The organism is Actinospica acidithermotolerans, assembly GCF_018139625.1.
In the GTDB taxonomy this organism is placed as follows: Bacteria; Actinomycetota; Actinomycetes; order Streptomycetales; family Catenulisporaceae; genus Actinospica; species Actinospica acidithermotolerans.
The window spans coordinates 1-17,287 of the sequence record NZ_JAGSOH010000093.1 but is presented as its reverse complement, the minus strand read 5'-3'; the positions used below and the strand labels follow the sequence as shown (position 1 = coordinate 17,287).

Sequence of the window (17,287 nt, the reverse complement as noted above, 5' to 3'; positions counted from 1 at the left end):
GTCGTGGCCCGGTCGCGCGCGTCCGGCGGTACCGAGTAGTTCCGAGAGAGAAAGGGCATCGGGTGCCCGCCTGTCCGTCGCCGACGGACGGGCTGATCCCGCCTGCCACGATGAGGTCTCGATGACGCGATCCCGATCATCGCTCACCCTTGCTCTGACCTGCGCACTCACCATCTCCACCGCCTTTGCCGCCGGCGCCTCCGCCGCGCACGCCGCGACCACGCCGGGCGGTCCCGGCGCGGCGTCCTACTACGACCTGGCCCGCAAGGACTGCCTCGGCACCGCCCAGGACTCGACCTCGAAGGTCTGGTACACGGTCGCGGACGGCGTGCTCTCCGACGTCTACGAGCCCACCGTGGACAACACCAACGTCAGCACCCTGCAATACGTGGTGACCGACGGCTCCAGCTTCACGGACCTGCAGACCCGCGACATGACCTACACGGTCGCGGCCGATTCGACCGGCATGACCTGCACGGTCACCTCGACGGACAAGGCGCACGGCTACGCGCTGACCACGACCTACGTCACCGACCCGCTGCGTGACACGGTCCTGATGCACACGACGATGTCCGCGCTGCCGGGCAAGCACACGAACCTGTCAGCGCTGCACGTCTACGCCCGCCTCGACGCCCACGCGAACGGCGACGGCGGTGGCGGCTCGCAGAACGCGGGAGGCAACACCGGTGTGATCGACGCGTCCGGGGTGCCCGTCGTCTTCAGCACGCTGACCTCGACCGAAGCCGTGAACCGCGACTACGCGGTGCCCACCTACATGGCGCTGACCTCGACGTCCGCGGGAACCGGCAGCGTCGGCTACGCGGGCACGTCGAGCGACGGCCTGAACCAGCTGGACTCGTCGCACGCGCTGACTCAGTACTCTGAAGCCGACGACGGCCACATCGTCGCCACCGAGGCCGTCACCCACGGCACCGACTTCACCCTCGCGCTCGGTTTCGGCCGCACTCAGTCACAGGCTGTGGATACCGCGCAGACCTCGCTCCGCATTCCCTTCGTCGCCACGCAGGGGATGTACGCGGCGACCTGGCACGTGTACGACGGCAAGCTGAAGCCGCCGCCCGCGCAGTACGCCCGCACCTACTACCTCGACGCCAACGTGCTCAAGGCGAGCGAGGACAAGACGTACTCGGGCGCCATCGTCGCGTCGCTGGCCTCGCCCTGGGGACAGTCGGTGAACGCCGGGGCGTACGTCGGCGGCAAGGCCGTCTACTTTGGCTCGTACCGCGAGGTCTTCGCCCGCGACCTGTACGAGGCGTTCACCGGCCTGATGGCGGACGGGGACGTTACGACGGCCCGCGACGCCGCGCGGTTCCTGCTGGAGAAGCAGCAGTTGTCCACCGGCGAGATCCCGCGGAACTCGCTCGTCAACGGCAAGTCCGCGCCGGACACCGGCGGCGACCAGCTCGATGAGACCGCGTACCCGATCCTGATGGCGTACGAGACCGGTCTCGGCAGCGATTCGACGCTGTGGACCGACCACATCAAGCCGGCGGCCGACTGGCTGGTATCGCACGGCCCGTCGTTCGGCGTCGAGCGCTGGGAGGAGCAGTCCGGGTACTCGCCCTCCACCATCGCGGCGGAGATCGCCGGGCTGACCGCCGCCTCGGCCATCGCGCGGGCGCACGGCGAGGGCGCCGACGCCGCGCTCTACCAGGCGACGGCCGACGACTTCCAGCGCAACATCAAGAAGTGGACCGTCACCACGACCGGTTCGCAGAGCTCTGCCGCGTACTTCATCAGGCTGTCCAAGGGCGGCGACCCGAACGCCGCGACCACCTACTCGCTCTCGAACGGCGCGCCGAGCGTGGACCAGCGCAGCGTGATCGACGGGGGCTTCCAGGAGCTCGTCCGGCTCGGCGAGCTCCCCGCGAGCGACCCGACGTTCCAGAACTCGCTCTCCGTGCTGGACAAGACGATCTCGGTCGGCACGCCGTCCGGCACCGGCTACTACCGTTACGGCGACGGCGCGAGCCTCGGCAGCGCGGACGGCTACGGCGACTGCTCGACGGTGAACAGCCAGACCTCCTGCACGGTCGACGGCCAGCCCTGGCCGACCACGGACACCGGCACCGGCCACCTGTGGCCCGTGCTCTCCGGCGAGCGCGCGGAATCGGCGATCGCCGAGAACGACACCTCGACGGCGCGGGCCGAGCTGAACTTCATGATGACGTCGGCCAGCGGCATCGGGCTCGTTCCCGAGCAGGTGTGGGAGGACCCGAACCTCGCCGCCTCGCCGTACGGCTCGGACCCGACCTCCGCGAGCATCGGCTTCGTGGACGGCCAGGCCGCCGGTTCCGCGTCGCCGCTCACCTGGGCGCAGGCGCAGGAGCTCCGGCTGATCGTCGATCTCGGCGCCGGCAAGACCGTGGACACGCCGCAGATCACCGCGGCGCGCTACGTCACGCACGGCGCTCCCGGCACGGCGTCCGTCACGCTCACGTCACCGTCGTCCGGCAGCACGATCGAGGGCGGCTCGACGACCGTCAGCGGCACGACCGCGCCCGGCGCTTCCGTCGCGATCGAGACTCAGGACACGGACACAGCCTCAGCAGCGACGACCGTGAGCACCACCGCCGACTCGACCGGAGCGTTCTCCGCGACGGTCTCGGTCGGCTTCGGCACCAACGTGATCAGCGTCGCTGCGACCTCCGGCAATTCCACCGGCTTCGCACAGACGCAGGTGGTCGGTGACGTGTCCGGCGGCACGACGGTGCTCGACGTGACGCACACCGGGACGCACGACGGTCCGGGGACGTATCAGTACCCGACCGCTTCGGCGTTCGTCGCGGGATCGTTCGACATCAACCGTTTCCAGGTCATCACCGCGAACGGCGAGGTCTACCTGCGGCTCACGCTCGCCGACCTGACGCCGACCTTCGGCGCCACGATGGGCGCGCAGCTGCTGGACTACTACATCCACGATCCGTCGGCCACGACGACGTCGACCGCGGCCGCGTACGCCAGCCGCAACTACACGATCGCCTCGTCGGACGCGTGGAGCCAGCTGATCGAGGTGCAGGGCTTCGCCTCGCCGGTCTGGAAGGACGCGAGCGGCAACGCGATCGGCACCCCGACCGCCGTCGTCGCCTCCACGCTGACGAACACGATCACCGTCGCGCTGCCCGAATCAGAGTTCGGCACCCCGACGTCCGGCTGGACGTTCACGATCGCGCTGACCGGCCAGGACGGCTACAGCCCGGACCAGGCGCGAGCCTTCACCAGCACGGCCGGCGCGTACTCGTTCGGCGTCTGCGCCTCGGGGGACACCTCGGCGATCTGCTCGGTGGATCCCACCACGGTCCCCAAGGTCATGGACACCGTCACCCCCTCCGGCGTCTCCCAGGAAACCGAGCTCAACCCAACCCTGGGCCCGGTCGTCTTGGAGGGTGTCACCGTGTCCTGAAAGACCCGTGATCCAGAGTTTGAACGTGTTCGAAATCTCCGCTAGAGTCACGCGCGGCGCGGGATTTCGAACGCGTTCAACTCTTTTCGCGGGAGAGGCGGGAAGAGGTCAGGCCGCGGGCGCGCGGAACTGTCGGTGGACCTCGCTACGGTTCTGCTCGGTGCCGCCCACGGCCCAGGCACAAGGCTGCGGCCCGGCCGCGGATCGACGACGAGGAGGGGAGTCGGTCCGCGCCGGGTTCACTGCCGGGGATATACGGTGGAGCGGATGCGGGAAGCGTTCCGGGCCGGGACCCCCAAGAGCGAGCACACCAGGGCTCTGATCCTGGAGACCGCGCTTGGGCTGTTCCGCGAGCACGGCTACGACGGGACCACGATGCGGGCGATCGCCCAGCGCGCCGGGGTCTCCGTCGGCAATGCCTACTACTACTTCGCCAGCAAGGAGCACCTCGTCCAGGGCTTCTACGACCGGCTGGCCGAGGAGCACCGGGCCGTGGCCGCCGAAGCGCTGCGCGGGGTGCCGGACCTCGGCGAGCGGGTCAGGATCGTGCTGACCACGTGGCTCGACGTGGCCGAGCCGTACCACGGCTTCGCGGCCAAGTTCTTCAAGAACGCCGCCGACCCCTCCAGCCCGCTCAGCCCCTTCTCCGCCGAATCCAAGCAGGCGCGGGAATCGGTGATCGAACTGCACCGGCTGGTGCTCACCGGCTCCAAGCTGCGCTACGACGCGGAGATCGAGCGGCTGCTGCCGGAGATGCTGTGGCTGCACCATCTCGGCATCGCGCTCTACTGGGCGCACGACAAGTCGCCGCGGACCGAGCGGACCAGGCGGCTGGCCGAGCGCACGGCCGGAACCGTGGCACGGGTCGCCCGCATCTCCAAGTACAAGGTGGTCCGGCCGCTGGTACGCGAGGCCGATGCGCTGCTGCGCGAATTCCTGATCAGCGAACCGGATCCGGATCGGGATCCGGCCTCCGATCCGGATCAGGCTGCGCCGCCGCCTGCTCCGGAATCTGCGGACCCGGCTCCTCGTCCGGCTCTCGGCCCGGCGTCATCAGGTTGAAGCGCTTGATCGCGAAGGTGAACAGCGCGTAGTAGAGCGCCGCGAAGCCGAGCCCGATCGGGATGATCAGCAGCGGCCGGGTCGCGATGTCGAAGTTGAAGACGTAGTCGATCAGCCCGGCCGAGAACGAGAATCCGTCGTGGATGCCGAGCGCGTTGCACAGCGCCATCGAGACGCCGGTGAGTACCGCGTGGATGCCGAACAGGGCCGGGGCGACGAACAGGAACGCGAACTCGATCGGCTCGGTCACCCCGGTCAGGAACGAGCACAGCGCGGCGGAGAGCATGATGCCGCCGATCGCCTTGCGCTTCTCCGGCCGGGCGCAGCGGGTGATCGCGAGCGCGGCGGCGGGCAGCGCGAACATCATGATCGGGAAGAAGCCGGTCATGAACATCCCGGACTTCCCGTCCCCGTGGAAGAAGCAGGCCTGGTCCCCCATGTACGTGACGCCGTCCTCGCTGCACGTCCCGCCGACCGCCGAGGTCCACACCAGGTTGTTCGGGATGTGGTGCAGGCCGAAGGGCAGCAGCAGCCGGTCTATCAGCCCGTAGGCGCCGGCCCCGAGGCTCGCGTGCGCCGCCGCCAGCTTGCCCAGCGAGGTGATCGCGGCGCCCGGCCACTGCCAGATCAGGCCCATGACCACGCCGAGCAGCGTCGCGGCGAACGCGGTGACGATCGGCACGAAGCGCCGTCCGCCGAAGAACGCCAGGTACGTCGGCAGCTTGATCCGGTGGAAGCGCTGGTAGAGCAGCGCGGCGAGGATGCCGACCAGGATGCCGCCGAGGACGTAGGTCGGGTTCTTGTTGATCGCGTCGGTGGTGTTCAGCGTGGTCCGGCCGTCCACGGTCGTGGTGCCGTACCAGGTGGTGGCCCACTGCTGGCTCGCGGTGATCGGCATCGCGAAGACCGCCGCCGTCACCTCGTTGTAGACCAGGTAGCCGACGGCCGCGGCCAGCGCCACCGTGCCGTCCGCCTTCTTCGCGAAGCCCACCGCGACGCCGATCGCGAACAGCAGCGGCAGGAAGTTGTAGATCCCGTTGCCCGCGGCCGCGCACACGTGCTGGACGTAGACCAGCCAGTGCCAGCCGGTCAGGCTCGCCAGGTAGAGGCCGTGCTCCCCGACCGCGCTCGCGCCGGCGCCCCGCTCGCCCAGGATGTCGTCCGAGCCGAGCCGCAGCAGCACGCCGGCCGCGGGCATCACCGCGATCGGCAGCATCACGGAGCGGCCGATCCGCTGCAGAACGGCCAGGATCCGGCTCGCCACGGGCGCGGCGGGCGGAAGGCCGTCCGCGGCGGGAGCTGTCATCTAGGTGCCTCGATGGGGTTGGCGGCGGCGGCGCGCGGGTTGACGATCGGCTGGGCCGGGCGCTCGAGCGGCACCCACAGCTGGTACCGGTCGGCTCGGTACGCGGAGTAGGCATACTCTACGAGCACGTCGTCGCTGTAGCTACGCCGCGTCATCTGCAGCACCACGCCGGTGGCCGGAACCTCGAGCAGCGCGGCCTCGTCCGGGTCCGGGTTGCCCGCCTCGATCACCTGCTCGCCCCAGGTCAGCGGGAGGCCGTAGTGCTCGGCGAGCAGCTGGTAGAGCGATTTGGGCGAGCCGAGGGCGAGGATGCCGGGCACCCGGTGCTCCGGGATGTGGCAGCGCTCGACGGCCATCGGGATGGAGTCCGCGTAGCGCAGCCGGACCAGCCGGATCACCCCGTCGCCCGGCTGCAGCTCCAGCTGCCTGGCCAGCGCCGGGCTGGCCTCGATCCGCTCGAAGGCCAGGGTGCGCGAGGCCGGGACCATGCCGCGGCGGTTCATGTCCTCGGTGAAGGAGGCGAGCCGGATCTGCAGGTCCATCTTGGGCTGCGCGACGAAGGTGCCGCGGCCGCGCACCCGGTACAGCTTGCCGTCCGCGACCAGCTGGTTCACCGCCTGCCTGACCGTCATCCTGGACAGGCCGTAGCGTTCGCCGAGCTCCCGCTCTGACTGGATCGGGGAGTCCGGCTCCAGTTCGGTGGCGATCAGCTCCAATAGGATTTCCCGCAGCTGCTGGTGCTTGGGCACCGGGCTACGCGGATTGATCTCCATCGATCCCTCGCTTGCTGTGAACTGGGTCACGTCCTACTGTTATGGACCGGACTAGACCACCTGTGGTCGACTGTTGTCAAGACGGTCTGCTGCGGTTAAATCCAAGCGCAACTGCACAGGCCGGGACAAGCCGCTCGCGCACGCGAGGGGCTCTGCCGGCCAACAGACCGCAACGGAAAGGCAGCCATGAACAAGGCGCAGGCGATCCTCGCCGCCCTCGGCGGGGCGGACAACATCATGGAGATCGAGCCCTGCATCACCCGGCTGCGCACCGTGGTGCACGACCCGTCCCGGATCGACGAGGCCGCGCTCAAGGGCGCCGGGGTCCACGGCGTCATGCGCGCGGGCACCGTCGTGCAGGTGGTGGTCGGGCCCGACGCGGACACGGTCTGCATGGATATCGAGGATCTGCTCTGAACACCCTGAACGCCCGCGAGCGTGCCCGACCGCTGCGCGCCGAGCCGCTGGCGGTGGTCGCGCCGGTCGGCGGCCGCGCCATCGCGCTGGCCGAGGTGCCGGACGCGGTCTTCGCGCAGCACATGGTCGGCCCGGGCGCCGCGATAGACCCGGTGCGCGGTCCCGGTGTGGTGGTCAGCCCGGTGTCCGGCATCCTGGTGAAACTCAAGCCGCACGCCTTCGTGGTGACCGCCGAGGACGGCCGCGGTGTGCTGGTGCACCTGGGGATCGATACGGTGAACCTCGACGGAGGCGGCTTCGTACTGCTGGCCGAGGAGGGCCGGGTGGTCCCGGCGGGCGCGCCGGTCATCCGGTGGAACCCGGCCGCGGTCGAGGCCGCCGGGCTCAGCCCGGTCTGCCCGGTGATCGCGCTGGACGCCGACCGCGCGGCGGCCGAGGCGCTGGCCGGTTCGGTCGCACTCGGCCCGGTGCGTGCCGGTGACCGGCTGTTCACCTGGGCCTGATACTGGTGGGGCCGCGAGAAGAGCGCTTGGACCGAGGGAGTGGACTTACCATGCAGCGCACTGTGACCGTAGCCTCCAGAGTGGGGCTGCACGCCCGACCCGCCGCGGTGTTCGTGAAGGCAGCGAGCGCCGCGTCGCTGCCGGTGACCATCGCCAAGGAGGGGAAGGATCCGGTCAGCGCCCGCTCGATCCTGGCCGTGCTCGGCCTGGACGTGCGCGGCGGCGAGGACGTGGTGCTCGAGGCCGAGGGCGACGGTGCCGACGAGATCCTCGAGCGGCTGGCCGACCTGCTGACGGAGGACCTGGAAGGGTGAGCTGAGGCTTGAAGGATTCGCCGGGGAACGGGGCTTCGCGTCGGCTGCACGGGGTGGGGATCGGGGGCGCCAGCGTGGCCGGCCCCGTCGCGCTGATGGGCGTGCCCGAGCCGCCGCCGGGGCCGCTGACGCCGCCCGCCGGGCCGCCGGCCGAGGAGGCCGAGCGGGCCCTCGCGGCGCTGCGCCTGGTGGCCGCCGAGCTGGGCCGCCGCGCCGAGCTGGCCGGGGGCGAGGCCGCCGAGGTCCTCGAGGCCCAGGTGCTGATGGCGCAGGATCCGATGCTGGCCGAGGCGGTGACCGCCCGCACCGCGGTGGGCGTGGCCGCCGGCCGCGCCGTGTTCGAGGCCTTCGGGGTGTTCCGCGCGCAGCTGGCCGGAGCCGGGGAGTACCTGGCCGCCCGCGTCGCGGATCTGGACGATCTGGCCGCGCGCGCCGTCGCCGCGGCCGCCGGGCGCCCGATGCCCGGCGTTCCGGTGCGCGACGAGCCCTTCGTGCTGGTCGCCCACGACCTGGCCCCCGCCGACACCGCGCTGCTCGACCTGCAGAAGGTCCTCGCCCTGGTCACCGAGCAGGGCGGCCCGACGAGCCACACCGCGATCCTGGCCCGGGCGCGCGGCATCCCCGCGGTCGTCGGCGTGGCCGGGGCGCTGGAGCTGACCGAGGACGAGCTGCTGCTGGTGGACGCGTCCGAGGGCGCGGTCTACGTCGCGCCGACCGACGAGTTCGTCGCGAGCGCGCGGGAGCGCGAGGCGGCCCGCCGCGAGGCAGCGGCGCTCGCGACGGCCGGCACCGAACCGATCCGGACCCCGGACGGCCGCGAGGTGAAACTCCTGGCGAACATCGGCGGCGCCGTCGACGTGGCCGACGCGCTCGCCGCCGGAGCCGAGGGCGTCGGCCTGTTCCGCACCGAAGTGCTCTACCTCGGCGCGCACGAGCCGCCCTCGTACGAGGACCAGCTGACGGCGTATCGGGCCGTGTTCGAGGGCTTCGCGGGCATGACCGTCATCGCGCGCACGCTCGACGCGGGCGCCGACAAGCCGCTGCCCTTCCTGCCGCTCGGCGAGGAGCCGAACCCGTCGCTGGGCGTGCGCGGCATCCGGGCCTTCCGCGACGCCGGGCACGAGCACCTGCTCGAGACCCAGCTGGCCGCGATGGCCGCGGCGGCCGAGGGGACCGGCGTCGACCTGTGGGTGATGGCCCCGATGATCGCCGACGCGGAGGAAGCGCGCTGGTTCGCCGCGAAGGCCCGCGAGGCCGGCATCGCCAAGGTCGGCGTGATGATCGAGGTGCCGGCCGCCGCGCTGTGCGCCCGCGAGATCCTGGCGGAGGTCGACTTCGCCTCCATCGGCACGAACGACCTGACGCAGTACACGATGGCCGCCGACCGCCTCGTCGGCGCGCTCGGCGGGCTGCAGGACGCCGGGCATCCGGCGGTGCTCAAGCTCATCGCGATGACCGCGTACGCCGGCGCCGAGCTCGGCAAGCCGGTCGGCGTCTGCGGCGAGGCGGCGGGGGATCCGCGCCTGGCGGCCGAGCTGATCCGGCTCGGCGTCACCTCGCTCTCCATGGCCCCGGCGGCGCTCGCCGAGGTCCGCGCCGCGCTGCGCTAGAACGACGACGGCCCCGCTCCGCCGAAGCGGAACGGGGCCGAGGCCTGGTCTTGTCCGTACGTACTGCGCGGACCTCTTAGAAGTCCATGTCCCCGCCGGGCATGCCGCCCGCCGGCGCGGCCGGGTTCTTCTCCGGCTTGTCGGCGATGACCGCCTCGGTGGTCAGGAACAGCGCGGCGATGGACGCGGCGTTCTGCAGCGCGGACCGGGTCACCTTGGCCGGGTCGATGATGCCCGCCTTCAGCATGTCCACGTACTCGCCGCTGGCGGCGTTGAGGCCGAAGCCCGCCTCCAGGTTGCGCACCTTCTCGACCACGACGCCGCCCTCGAGGCCGGCGTTGACGGCGATCTGCTTGAGCGGGGCCTCGACGGCCAGCTTCACGATCGCGGCGCCGGTCGCCTCGTCGCCCGCGAGCTCGAGCTTCTCGAAGGCCTTGTCCGCGGCCTGCAGCAGCGCCACGCCGCCGCCGGCGACGATGCCCTCCTCGACGGCCGCCTTCGCGTTGCGCACGGCGTCCTCGATGCGGTGCTTGCGCTCCTTGAGCTCGACCTCGGTCGCGGCGCCGGCCTTGATGACGGCCACGCCGCCGGCCAGCTTCGCGAGGCGCTCCTGCAGCTTCTCGCGGTCGTAGTCCGAGTCCGACTTCTCGATCTCGGCGCGGATCTGGCCCTTGCGGCCCTCGATCGCGTCCGCGTCGCCGGCGCCGTCCACGATGGTGGTCTCGTCCTTGGTGACCACGACCTTGCGAGCGCGGCCGAGCAGGTCCAGGCCGACGGTGTCGAGCTTGAGGCCGACCTCCTCGGTGATGACCTGGCCGCCGGTGAGGATCGCGATGTCGCCCAGCATGGCCTTGCGGCGGTCGCCGAAGCCCGGGGCCTTGACGGCGACGGACTTGAAGGTGCCGCGGATCTTGTTGACCACGAGGGTCGCCAGGGCCTCGCCCTCGACGTCCTCGGCGATGATCAGCAGCGGCTTGTTCAGCTGCATGACCTTCTCGAGGATCGGGAGCAGGTCCTTGATGTTGCCGATCTTCTGGTTGGCGATCAGGATGTACGGGTCCTCGAGGACCGCCTCCTGCCGCTCCATGTCGGTGGCGAAGTAGAAGTTGATGTAGCCCTTGTCGAAGCGCATGCCCTCGGTGAGCTCGAGCTCGAGGCCGAAGGTGTTGGACTCCTCGACGGTGATGACGCCTTCCTTGCCGGCCTTGTCCATGGCCTCGGCGATCAGCTCGCCGATCGCCGGGTCGGCGGCCGAGATGGAGGCGGTGGAGGCGATCTGCTCGCGGGTCTCGACGTCCTTGGCCATCGCCAGCAGCTCGGCGGCGACGGACTCGACGGCGGCCTCGATGCCGCGCTTGAGGGCCATCGGGTTGGCGCCGGCGGCGACGTTGCGCAGGCCCTCGCGGACCAGCGCCTGGGCCAGCACGGTGGCGGTGGTGGTGCCGTCGCCCGCGACGTCGTCGGTCTTCTTGGCGACTTCCTTGACGAGCTCCGCGCCGATCTTCTCGTACGGGTCCTCGAGCTCGATCTCCTTGGCGATGGAGACGCCGTCGTTGGTGATGGTGGGGGCGCCCCACTTCTTCTCCAGCACGACGTTGCGCCCGCGCGGCCCGAGCGTCACCTTCACGGCGTCAGCGAGCGTGTTCATGCCCCGCTCAAGGCCGCGGCGAGCCTCTTCGTCGAAGGCGATGATCTTAGCCATATCGGTACAGTCCTCCCACAAGTGTGGACAAGCCAGGCCGTGTGGACGCCCGCGACGGCCGGGGCGGAGCCCCTCACCACGTACGGCTCTTCGGGTAGCACTCTCGATGCGGGAGTGCCAGGTCCCATGATTAGCACTCTGCCCCCCTGAGTGCAAGCCGAACGGGCGGACCGCGGCGGGATTCGCCACGCGCGCGACGCCCCCGGACGCGATTGAGGGACGGCACCCCCACCGGGGCCGTCCCTCAATACGTCTCGTGGTGCGTGTTGCCGCCTACTACTGGATCGCGCGGACCATGTCCGCCTGCGGGCCCTTCTGGCCCTGCGAGATCTCGAACTCGACCCGCTGCCCCTCTTCGAGGCTGCGGTAGCCGTCCATCTGGATCGCGCTGTAGTGGACGAAGACGTCCGCGCCACCGTCGACCGCGATGAAGCCGTAGCCCTTCTCCGCGTTGAACCACTTGACGGTGCCCTGAGCCATGCTTACTCCCTGTTGCCGCCCTGCTCGGCCCCGCACCACGCGGGACCGGGGTCGTACGTCCCCCGCCCCATGTCATACGAACAGGGTCGGTGTTCCTAAGTTCCGCTCGATGGAGCCTCGCTGAACTGTGCGACCGGCGCCGAGAGTATCCTTTGCGGCCGGGTGGGCAACAGGCTCTGAAGCAAATCCGTCTGTGGTACGGACCTGCGAAAAACCGGGCCTAAACGGGGCATATCAGGGTGTTTTTTACGGGCCGCCGCTAAACTGTAATCGGACGGTTACTGATCATCTCGTTCCATGGACGGATGTTGAACCTCCGACAGGTCGCCTACTCGGCAACCGCCTGCGACGGCCGGGGTGGTGTCGCGCTCAGCAGCCACCTGCGACGGCCGGGTCGGTAGTCACAGTGATACTCAGCTTCGCGCTCAGCAGCCACCTGCGACGGCCGGAATGATACTCAGCTTCGCGCCCTCGCCCGTCGCGGTGGCCAGGCCGTCCGCGAAACGGACGTCGTCGTCGTCCACGTACACGTTCACGAAGCGGCGCAGCTTTCCCGCGTCGTCGAGCAGCCGGGCGCGCAGGCCCGGGTGGTTCGACTCGAGGTCCTCGATGACCTCGGCCAGGGTCGCGCCCTGGGCCGAGACCTCGGCGGAGCCGCCGGTGTAGGTGCGCAGGATGGTCGGGATGCGGACGGTCACTGCCATGGAAGGGCCTTTCTGGATGCGCGTCGCGACGCGCGGTCTCATCGGTTGGGGCGCTCGGGCGGTCGGTGCCTGGACCGTGTCTTCGAACTAGCCGCGCGCCGCGTGGAACGCCGCGAGGCTCGGCTTGATCGTCGCGGTGACACCCGCGTCGGCCACCGCGTCCAGGGTCTTGAGTCCGTCCCCGGAGTTGATGACGACGGTCTCCGCGTCGGGGTCAAGCTTGCCCGTTTCCACGAGCTTGCGCAGCACTCCCACGGTGACTCCGCCCGCGGTTTCCGCGAACACGCCCTCGGTGCGGGCCAGCAGCCGGATCGCGTCGACCACCTCGGCGTCGGTCACGTCCTCCACCGCGCCGCCGGTGCGCCGGGCGATGTCCAGCACGTACGGGCCGTCCGCCGGGTTGCCGATGGCCAGCGACTTGGCGATGGTATCGGGGCGGACCGGCTGGACCACGTCGTGCCCGGCCTTGAACGCGGCCGAGACCGGGGAGCAGCCGTTCGCCTGCGCGCCGAAGACCTTGTACGGCCGGTCCTCGACCAGGCCGAGCGCGATCAGCTCCTTGAAGCCCTTGTCGATCTTGGTCAGCTGCGAGCCGGAGGCGATCGGGATGACGATCTGCTCGGGCAGCTTCCAGCCGAGCTGCTCCGCGATCTCGTAGGCCAGCGTCTTGGAGCCCTCGGCGTAGTAAGGCCGCAGGTTCACGTTCACGAAGCCCCAGCCCTCGCCGGCCTCGTCGCCGATCAGCTCAGAGCAGAACCGGTTGACCTCGTCGTAGGTGCCGTCGATCGCGATCAGCTCGCCGCCGTAGACGGCGGCCATCACGATCTTGGCCTGCTCGAGGCCGGCCGGGATGAACACGCAGGCCCGGAGCCCGGCCCGGGCCGCGGCGGCGCACACCGCGCCGGCCAGGTTGCCGGTGGACGAGCAGGACAGGGTGGTGAAGCCGAAGGTGCGCGCCGCCTCGAGCGCGATCGCCACGACCCGGTCCTTGAAGGAGTGCGTCGGGTTGCCGGTGTCGTCCTTGATGTGCAGCTTCCGCAGGCCGAGCTCCCTGCCCAGGTTGCGCGCGTGCACCAGGCGGGTCCAGCCGGGGTTGAGGTTGGGCTTGGCCGCCACGTCGGCCGGGACCGGCAGCAGCGGGGCGTAGCGCCAGATGGAGGCGGGGCCCGACTCGATCAGCTCGCGGGTGACGGCCGGGCGTCCGGGCTGGTGGAAGTCGTAGGCGATCTCGAGCGGGCCGAAGCACTCCACGCAGACGTAGTGGGGCCCGAGCGGGATACGCGCCCCGCATTCGCGGCAGGAGAGGGCGACCGCCGGGCCGAAGGAGACGGCGGAGTCGGCGAGCTGGGCAGTGGTCATCGGGCGAGGCCTTTCCCTCATCTTCCCCGTCGACTGTCGACGGGCCGGATTTGGCACCTGCTCCCAGGCCGGGCCTCGCGAGTGCGGGGAGAATCCTGGGTGGTTGCCGGAGCTTCATCGGGCCGTACCCTCTGCTCCTCTGGATGAGCTGATCCTTATGCAGTTGTGTAGGGCACGTACGCCCTGCCAGCCACTGTACCCGACCACGGTCGAGAGCGTTTGCACCCGTCCGCATAGGGAGATAGCAAGTAATCGTGTCCGACTCGGGTGAATCGCAACGCAACCAGTCCGTCCGCTCCGCGCGGGTGCTGCTCGCATCCAACCGCGGCCCGGTCTCCTTCCGGCTCGCGGCCGGCGGCGGGGAGCTGACCGCCAGCCGCGGCGGCGGCGGCCTGGTCTCCGGCCTGTCCTCGATCGAGGCCGACCCGGGAGAAGCGGTCTGGGTCTGCGCCGCGCTGTCCGCGGGGGACCGCGAGGCGGCCCGCAGGTCGCCGGGCGGCCGGCTGGACCGCTCCGGGCTGCTCGACCAGGACGGCGGCGCCGCGGTGCGGATGCTGGACATCGACCCGGAGACCTTCCACGCCGCGTACAACGGCGTCGCCAACTCGACGCTCTGGTTCGTCCAGCACATGCTCTACGCGACCCCGACCAGCCCGGCCTTCGGCCCCGAGTTCGCGGCGCAGTGGCGGGCCTTCGAGGCGTACAACCGGGCCTTCGCCGAGGCGCTGGCCGAGGAGGCCGCCGAAGGAGCCAGAGTCCTTATTCAGGATTACCACCTCTGCCTGGCCCCGAAGTTTCTCAGGCAGCTGCGTCCCGATCTGCGGATCGGGCATTTCTCGCACACCCCGTGGGCCCCGCCGGACTATTTCCGGATCCTCCCGGACGCTGTCGCCGCGGAGATCCTCGAGGGCATGCTCGGCGCGGACCGCACGTGCTTCCTGACCCGCCGCTGGGCCGACGCGTTCGCCGACTGCTGCCAGGCCGTACTCGGCCGCCGCCCCGCCCCCGGGCAGCTCGGCGTGCACTCGCTCGGCGTGGACGCCCCCGCGCTGATCGAGCGCTCCGCGCAGCCCGACGTTGCCCGCCGCGAGCAGGAGCTGCGCGCCGCGGTGGGCGAGGGCAGGCAGGTGCTGGTCCGCGTCGACCGCACCGAACTGTCGAAGAACATCGTCCGCGGCCTCGAGGCCTACGCCCAGCTGCTGCGCACCCACCCCGAGTGGCGCGGCAAGATCGTGCACATCGCCTTCGCCTACCCGAGCCGCACCGACCTGGCCGAATACCGCGAGTACACCGCGTCCGTGCAGCGGCTGGCCAAGGAGATCGAGGTCGAGTTCGCCTCCCCGGAGCATCCCGGCTGGCTCCCGCTGATGGTGCACGTCGAGGACGACTTCGCGAGATCGCTCGCCGCCTACCGGATGGCCGACGTGGCCGTGGTGAACCCGATCCGGGACGGGATGAACCTGGTGGCCAAGGAGATCCCGATCATCGCGCAGGCCGCCGGCCGCTCCACCGCGCTGGTCCTCTCACGCGAGGCGGGCGCCTACGCCGAGCTGGCCGCCGACGCCTTCACCGTCAACCCGTACGACGTCACCGCCACCGCCGAGGCGATGCACGCCGCCCTCTCCCAGAACGCCGCGGACCGCGCCGCACGCTGTGCCCGCCTGGCCGAGGCCGGCGGCGCCCTGCCCCCGCAGAAGTGGTTCTCCCAGCAGCTGGAAGCCCTGGAGGAGCTGTGAGGGAGAACCGCCGGCTCCCTCGCTAGACTCTCCGGGTTGCCCGCCGTCGCCCGCGCCCAGGAGAGCCCCGCCGCCATGTCCGAGCTCGTCTTCTTCACCGGGACCATGGACTGCGGGAAGTCCACCCTCGCCCTGCAGATGGACCACAACCGCTCGGCGCGGGGCAGGCGCGGCGTGGTCTTCACGCGGGACGACCGGGCGGGCGAGGGCGTGCTCTCCAGCCGGCTCGGCCTGTCCACGGCCGCGGTCGAGGTGCGGCCCGGGATAGACGTCCACGCCTACGTGAAGGCGGCCGTGAAGCAGGACCCGGAGATCGACTACGTGATCTGCGACGAAGCGCAGTTCCTGGACCCCGAGCAGGTCGAGCAGCTCGCCCTCGTCGTGGATGAGCTGAAGCTCGACGTGTTCGCCTTCGGGATCACCACCGACTTCCGCACCCGGCTCTTCCCCGGCTCGCAGCGGCTGATCGAGCTCGCCGACCGCCTCGAGATACTGCAGGTCGAGACGGTCTGCTGGTGCGGCGCCCGGGCCACCCACAACGCCCGCACGGTGGACGGCGAGATGGTCGTCGAGGGCGAGCAGAAGGTGGTCGGCGACGTCGGCCGCGACCAGGCCATCGGCTACGAGGTCCTGTGCCGCACGCATCACCGCGAGCGCCGCGCGCAGGTCGGGCTCTGACCGCTGTAGAGGGCGAGGTGGGGGCACAGATGAGGATGGGGCTCGGGTGGCGGCGCGTGGCGAAGATGGAGGAGATCACGAGGATCATCCGCCGTGCGCTGGGTTATCCCATGGAGGATTACCGGCGCTGGGTGGTGCTCGCGGAGCTCAGGGGCCTCGATACCGCGCTGGTCTACGAGGCCGGGGAGACGCTCATGCGTTCGGGCGACCCGTCGTCGATGGCGCTGGCCGGCCAGATATTGGACGGCGTCTTCATCCTCGGCAGCCCGGGCCCCGGGATTCGGGAGGCCGGTCGGGTCCTGCTCGACGAGATCTGCGAATGGGACCAGGATCCGGCCGTGCTGTCGGCGGCGCTCCATCCCTATGCGCAACTCGGCGGAACGAACGCGGCGATGCTGCTCGCGCTGCTGCAGCACACTGATGCGCGGGTGCGCGCCAGCGCAGCCCAGCTGATCGCCACCGTGGAGAACGCGGTCGGTGACGCGGGTATCGAGCAGGCTCTCGTCCAGGCGCTGGAGGAGGATGAGGACTCCGATGTCCGGATCAGGGCGGCGGCCGGGCTCTACCTGCTCGCACAGGACGATCCCGAGTGTCTCGAGCGCGCGGCCGAGTTGTTCGCCGACTACCTGGCCGATCCCGAGCCCGAGATACGATGCGCGGCTCTCGTCATCACGACGATCGACGACCTCCCGCGCCGTCTCGATCTGGTAGCTCAGGAGCTGGACGCGGCGGAGCCGGCGTGGCCGTTCGTCGACCTGTGCAGCGGGGTGGAGGTCGAGGCCGCGACTCCGGCGGCGCGGGAGCGGATTCGACTGCGGCTGCGGGAGCTGTGGGAAGTGCGGTGGGCCGAGCGTGTCCGGCCTGATCTTTACCCCGATCCGGCCGAGCGCGCCGAGATGCTCGACGCGGCCATCGCCGCCTGCGGATCGGCCTGAACCTTCTCCGGCTACCGCCGCGCCTGCTGCCTGAGCTCGCGCAGGCGGCGGAGGCGGGCGACGAGGGTGGGGTTGTGGGCCAGCGCGGCGGGGTCGTCGAGGAGGGCGTTGACTATCTGGTAGTACCGGGTCGGCGAGAGGTCGAACTCGTCGCGGATCGCCTGCTCCTTGCGGCCCGCGTTCTTGAAGCGGCGGGTCTCGAACTCGAGGACGGCGCGTTCACGGGGGCCGAGCCGCGGCGGAGCGGCCGAGGTGCCAGGGGTCTCGTCGTCCGCGGCTCGGCC

Annotated in this window: 14 protein-coding genes, 2 pseudogenes and 1 riboswitch; of the genes and pseudogenes, 9 read left to right on the top strand and 7 right to left on the bottom strand. The window is 70.7% G+C overall.

Features of this window, described 5'->3' with window-relative positions; genetic code table 11:
* Window positions 1–121: 121 nt before the first annotated feature.
* Both KDK95_RS25275 and KDK95_RS37155 read left to right on the top strand, forming a co-directional pair.
* Window positions 122–3,424, top strand: a complete 3,303-nt coding sequence (locus KDK95_RS25275) for a glucodextranase DOMON-like domain-containing protein (protein WP_212520776.1) — start codon at window positions 122–124, stop codon at window positions 3,422–3,424.
* Window positions 3,425–3,691: 267 nt separating this feature from the next.
* The gene (locus KDK95_RS37155; RefSeq protein WP_282971611.1) at window positions 3,692–4,486 is read left to right on the top strand and encodes a TetR/AcrR family transcriptional regulator; all 795 of its coding nucleotides are present in this window, start codon (window positions 3,692–3,694) and stop codon (window positions 4,484–4,486) included.
* Between the two features lie 187 nt (window positions 4,487–4,673).
* Here the strand turns inward: KDK95_RS37155 and KDK95_RS25265 are convergent.
* Window positions 4,674–5,702, bottom strand: a pseudogene (locus tag KDK95_RS25265) (PTS transporter subunit EIIC); the annotation flags it as partial.
* An 86-nt stretch (window positions 5,703–5,788) separates the two neighbouring features.
* Complete coding sequence (locus tag KDK95_RS25260; RefSeq protein ID WP_212520774.1) at window positions 5,789–6,595, bottom strand: GntR family transcriptional regulator; 807 nt, start codon at window positions 6,593–6,595, stop codon at window positions 5,789–5,791.
* 156 nt (window positions 6,596–6,751) lie between these two features.
* On the opposite strand from KDK95_RS25260, the gene KDK95_RS25255 reads away from it, so the two are divergent.
* From KDK95_RS25255 to KDK95_RS25240, 4 genes and pseudogenes are all read left to right on the top strand, one after another.
* The gene (locus KDK95_RS25255) at window positions 6,752–6,982 is read left to right on the top strand and encodes a PTS sugar transporter subunit IIB (protein WP_212520773.1); all 231 of its coding nucleotides are present in this window, start codon (window positions 6,752–6,754) and stop codon (window positions 6,980–6,982) included.
* Window positions 6,983–7,029: 47 nt separating this feature from the next.
* Window positions 7,030–7,485, top strand: coding sequence for a PTS sugar transporter subunit IIA (locus tag KDK95_RS25250; protein ID WP_212520788.1), 456 nt, complete (start codon window positions 7,030–7,032; stop codon window positions 7,483–7,485).
* Window positions 7,486–7,535: 50 nt separating this feature from the next.
* Window positions 7,536–7,799: an HPr family phosphocarrier protein gene (locus KDK95_RS25245; protein WP_212520772.1), complete on the top strand. Its 264-nt coding sequence runs from the start codon at window positions 7,536–7,538 to the stop codon at window positions 7,797–7,799.
* A 95-nt stretch (window positions 7,800–7,894) separates the two neighbouring features.
* Window positions 7,895–9,346 (top strand): annotated as a pseudogene (locus KDK95_RS25240) (putative PEP-binding protein); the annotation flags it as partial.
* 139 nt (window positions 9,347–9,485) lie between these two features.
* Here KDK95_RS25240 and groL read toward each other — a convergent pair.
* The 4 genes from groL to thrC form a co-directional block, all read right to left on the bottom strand.
* Window positions 9,486–11,111, bottom strand: a complete 1,626-nt coding sequence (groL, locus tag KDK95_RS25235; RefSeq protein WP_212520771.1) for a chaperonin GroEL — start codon at window positions 11,109–11,111, stop codon at window positions 9,486–9,488.
* Window positions 11,112–11,387: 276 nt separating this feature from the next.
* On the bottom strand, window positions 11,388–11,591 hold the full coding sequence (locus KDK95_RS25230) for a cold-shock protein (protein ID WP_034266409.1): 204 nt from the start codon (window positions 11,589–11,591) through the stop codon (window positions 11,388–11,390).
* Between the two features lie 425 nt (window positions 11,592–12,016).
* Window positions 12,017–12,295, bottom strand: coding sequence for a ubiquitin-like small modifier protein 1 (locus KDK95_RS25225; protein WP_212520770.1), 279 nt, complete (start codon window positions 12,293–12,295; stop codon window positions 12,017–12,019).
* Between the two features lie 87 nt (window positions 12,296–12,382).
* On the bottom strand, window positions 12,383–13,654 hold the full coding sequence (thrC, locus tag KDK95_RS25220) for a threonine synthase (protein ID WP_212520769.1): 1,272 nt from the start codon (window positions 13,652–13,654) through the stop codon (window positions 12,383–12,385).
* Between the two features lie 14 nt (window positions 13,655–13,668).
* Window positions 13,669–13,804, bottom strand: a riboswitch (SAM riboswitch).
* 101 nt (window positions 13,805–13,905) lie between these two features.
* Here thrC and KDK95_RS25215 point away from each other — a divergent pair.
* From KDK95_RS25215 to KDK95_RS25205, 3 genes are all read left to right on the top strand, one after another.
* Window positions 13,906–15,390: an alpha,alpha-trehalose-phosphate synthase (UDP-forming) gene (locus tag KDK95_RS25215; RefSeq protein ID WP_372463389.1), complete on the top strand. Its 1,485-nt coding sequence runs from the start codon at window positions 13,906–13,908 to the stop codon at window positions 15,388–15,390.
* A 75-nt stretch (window positions 15,391–15,465) separates the two neighbouring features.
* On the top strand, window positions 15,466–16,068 hold the full coding sequence (locus KDK95_RS25210) for a thymidine kinase (RefSeq protein WP_212520786.1): 603 nt from the start codon (window positions 15,466–15,468) through the stop codon (window positions 16,066–16,068).
* 29 nt (window positions 16,069–16,097) lie between these two features.
* A complete protein-coding gene (locus KDK95_RS25205; protein WP_212520767.1) occupies window positions 16,098–17,003 on the top strand; it encodes a HEAT repeat domain-containing protein in 906 nt (301 codons plus the stop codon).
* 11 nt (window positions 17,004–17,014) lie between these two features.
* Here the strand turns inward: KDK95_RS25205 and KDK95_RS25200 are convergent.
* On the bottom strand, window positions 17,015–17,287 hold a 273-nt coding region (locus KDK95_RS25200; RefSeq protein ID WP_212520766.1), incomplete at its 5' end, for a DUF3263 domain-containing protein.

Coding starts and splice junctions, on each gene's coding strand:
- KDK95_RS25275 (WP_212520776.1), top strand. CDS start 122: ATGACGCGATCCCGATCATCGCTCACCCTTGCTCTGACCTGCGCACTC.
- KDK95_RS25210 (WP_212520786.1), top strand. CDS start 15,466: ATGTCCGAGCTCGTCTTCTTCACCGGGACCATGGACTGCGGGAAGTCC.
- thrC (WP_212520769.1), bottom strand. CDS start 13,654: ATGACCACTGCCCAGCTCGCCGACTCCGCCGTCTCCTTCGGCCCGGCG.
- KDK95_RS25225 (WP_212520770.1), bottom strand. CDS start 12,295: ATGGCAGTGACCGTCCGCATCCCGACCATCCTGCGCACCTACACCGGC.
- groL (WP_212520771.1), bottom strand. CDS start 11,111: ATGGCTAAGATCATCGCCTTCGACGAAGAGGCTCGCCGCGGCCTTGAG.
- KDK95_RS25230 (WP_034266409.1), bottom strand. CDS start 11,591: ATGGCTCAGGGCACCGTCAAGTGGTTCAACGCGGAGAAGGGCTACGGC.
- KDK95_RS25245 (WP_212520772.1), top strand. CDS start 7,536: ATGCAGCGCACTGTGACCGTAGCCTCCAGAGTGGGGCTGCACGCCCGA.
- KDK95_RS37155 (WP_282971611.1), top strand. CDS start 3,692: ATGCGGGAAGCGTTCCGGGCCGGGACCCCCAAGAGCGAGCACACCAGG.
- KDK95_RS25205 (WP_212520767.1), top strand. CDS start 16,098: ATGAGGATGGGGCTCGGGTGGCGGCGCGTGGCGAAGATGGAGGAGATC.
- KDK95_RS25255 (WP_212520773.1), top strand. CDS start 6,752: ATGAACAAGGCGCAGGCGATCCTCGCCGCCCTCGGCGGGGCGGACAAC.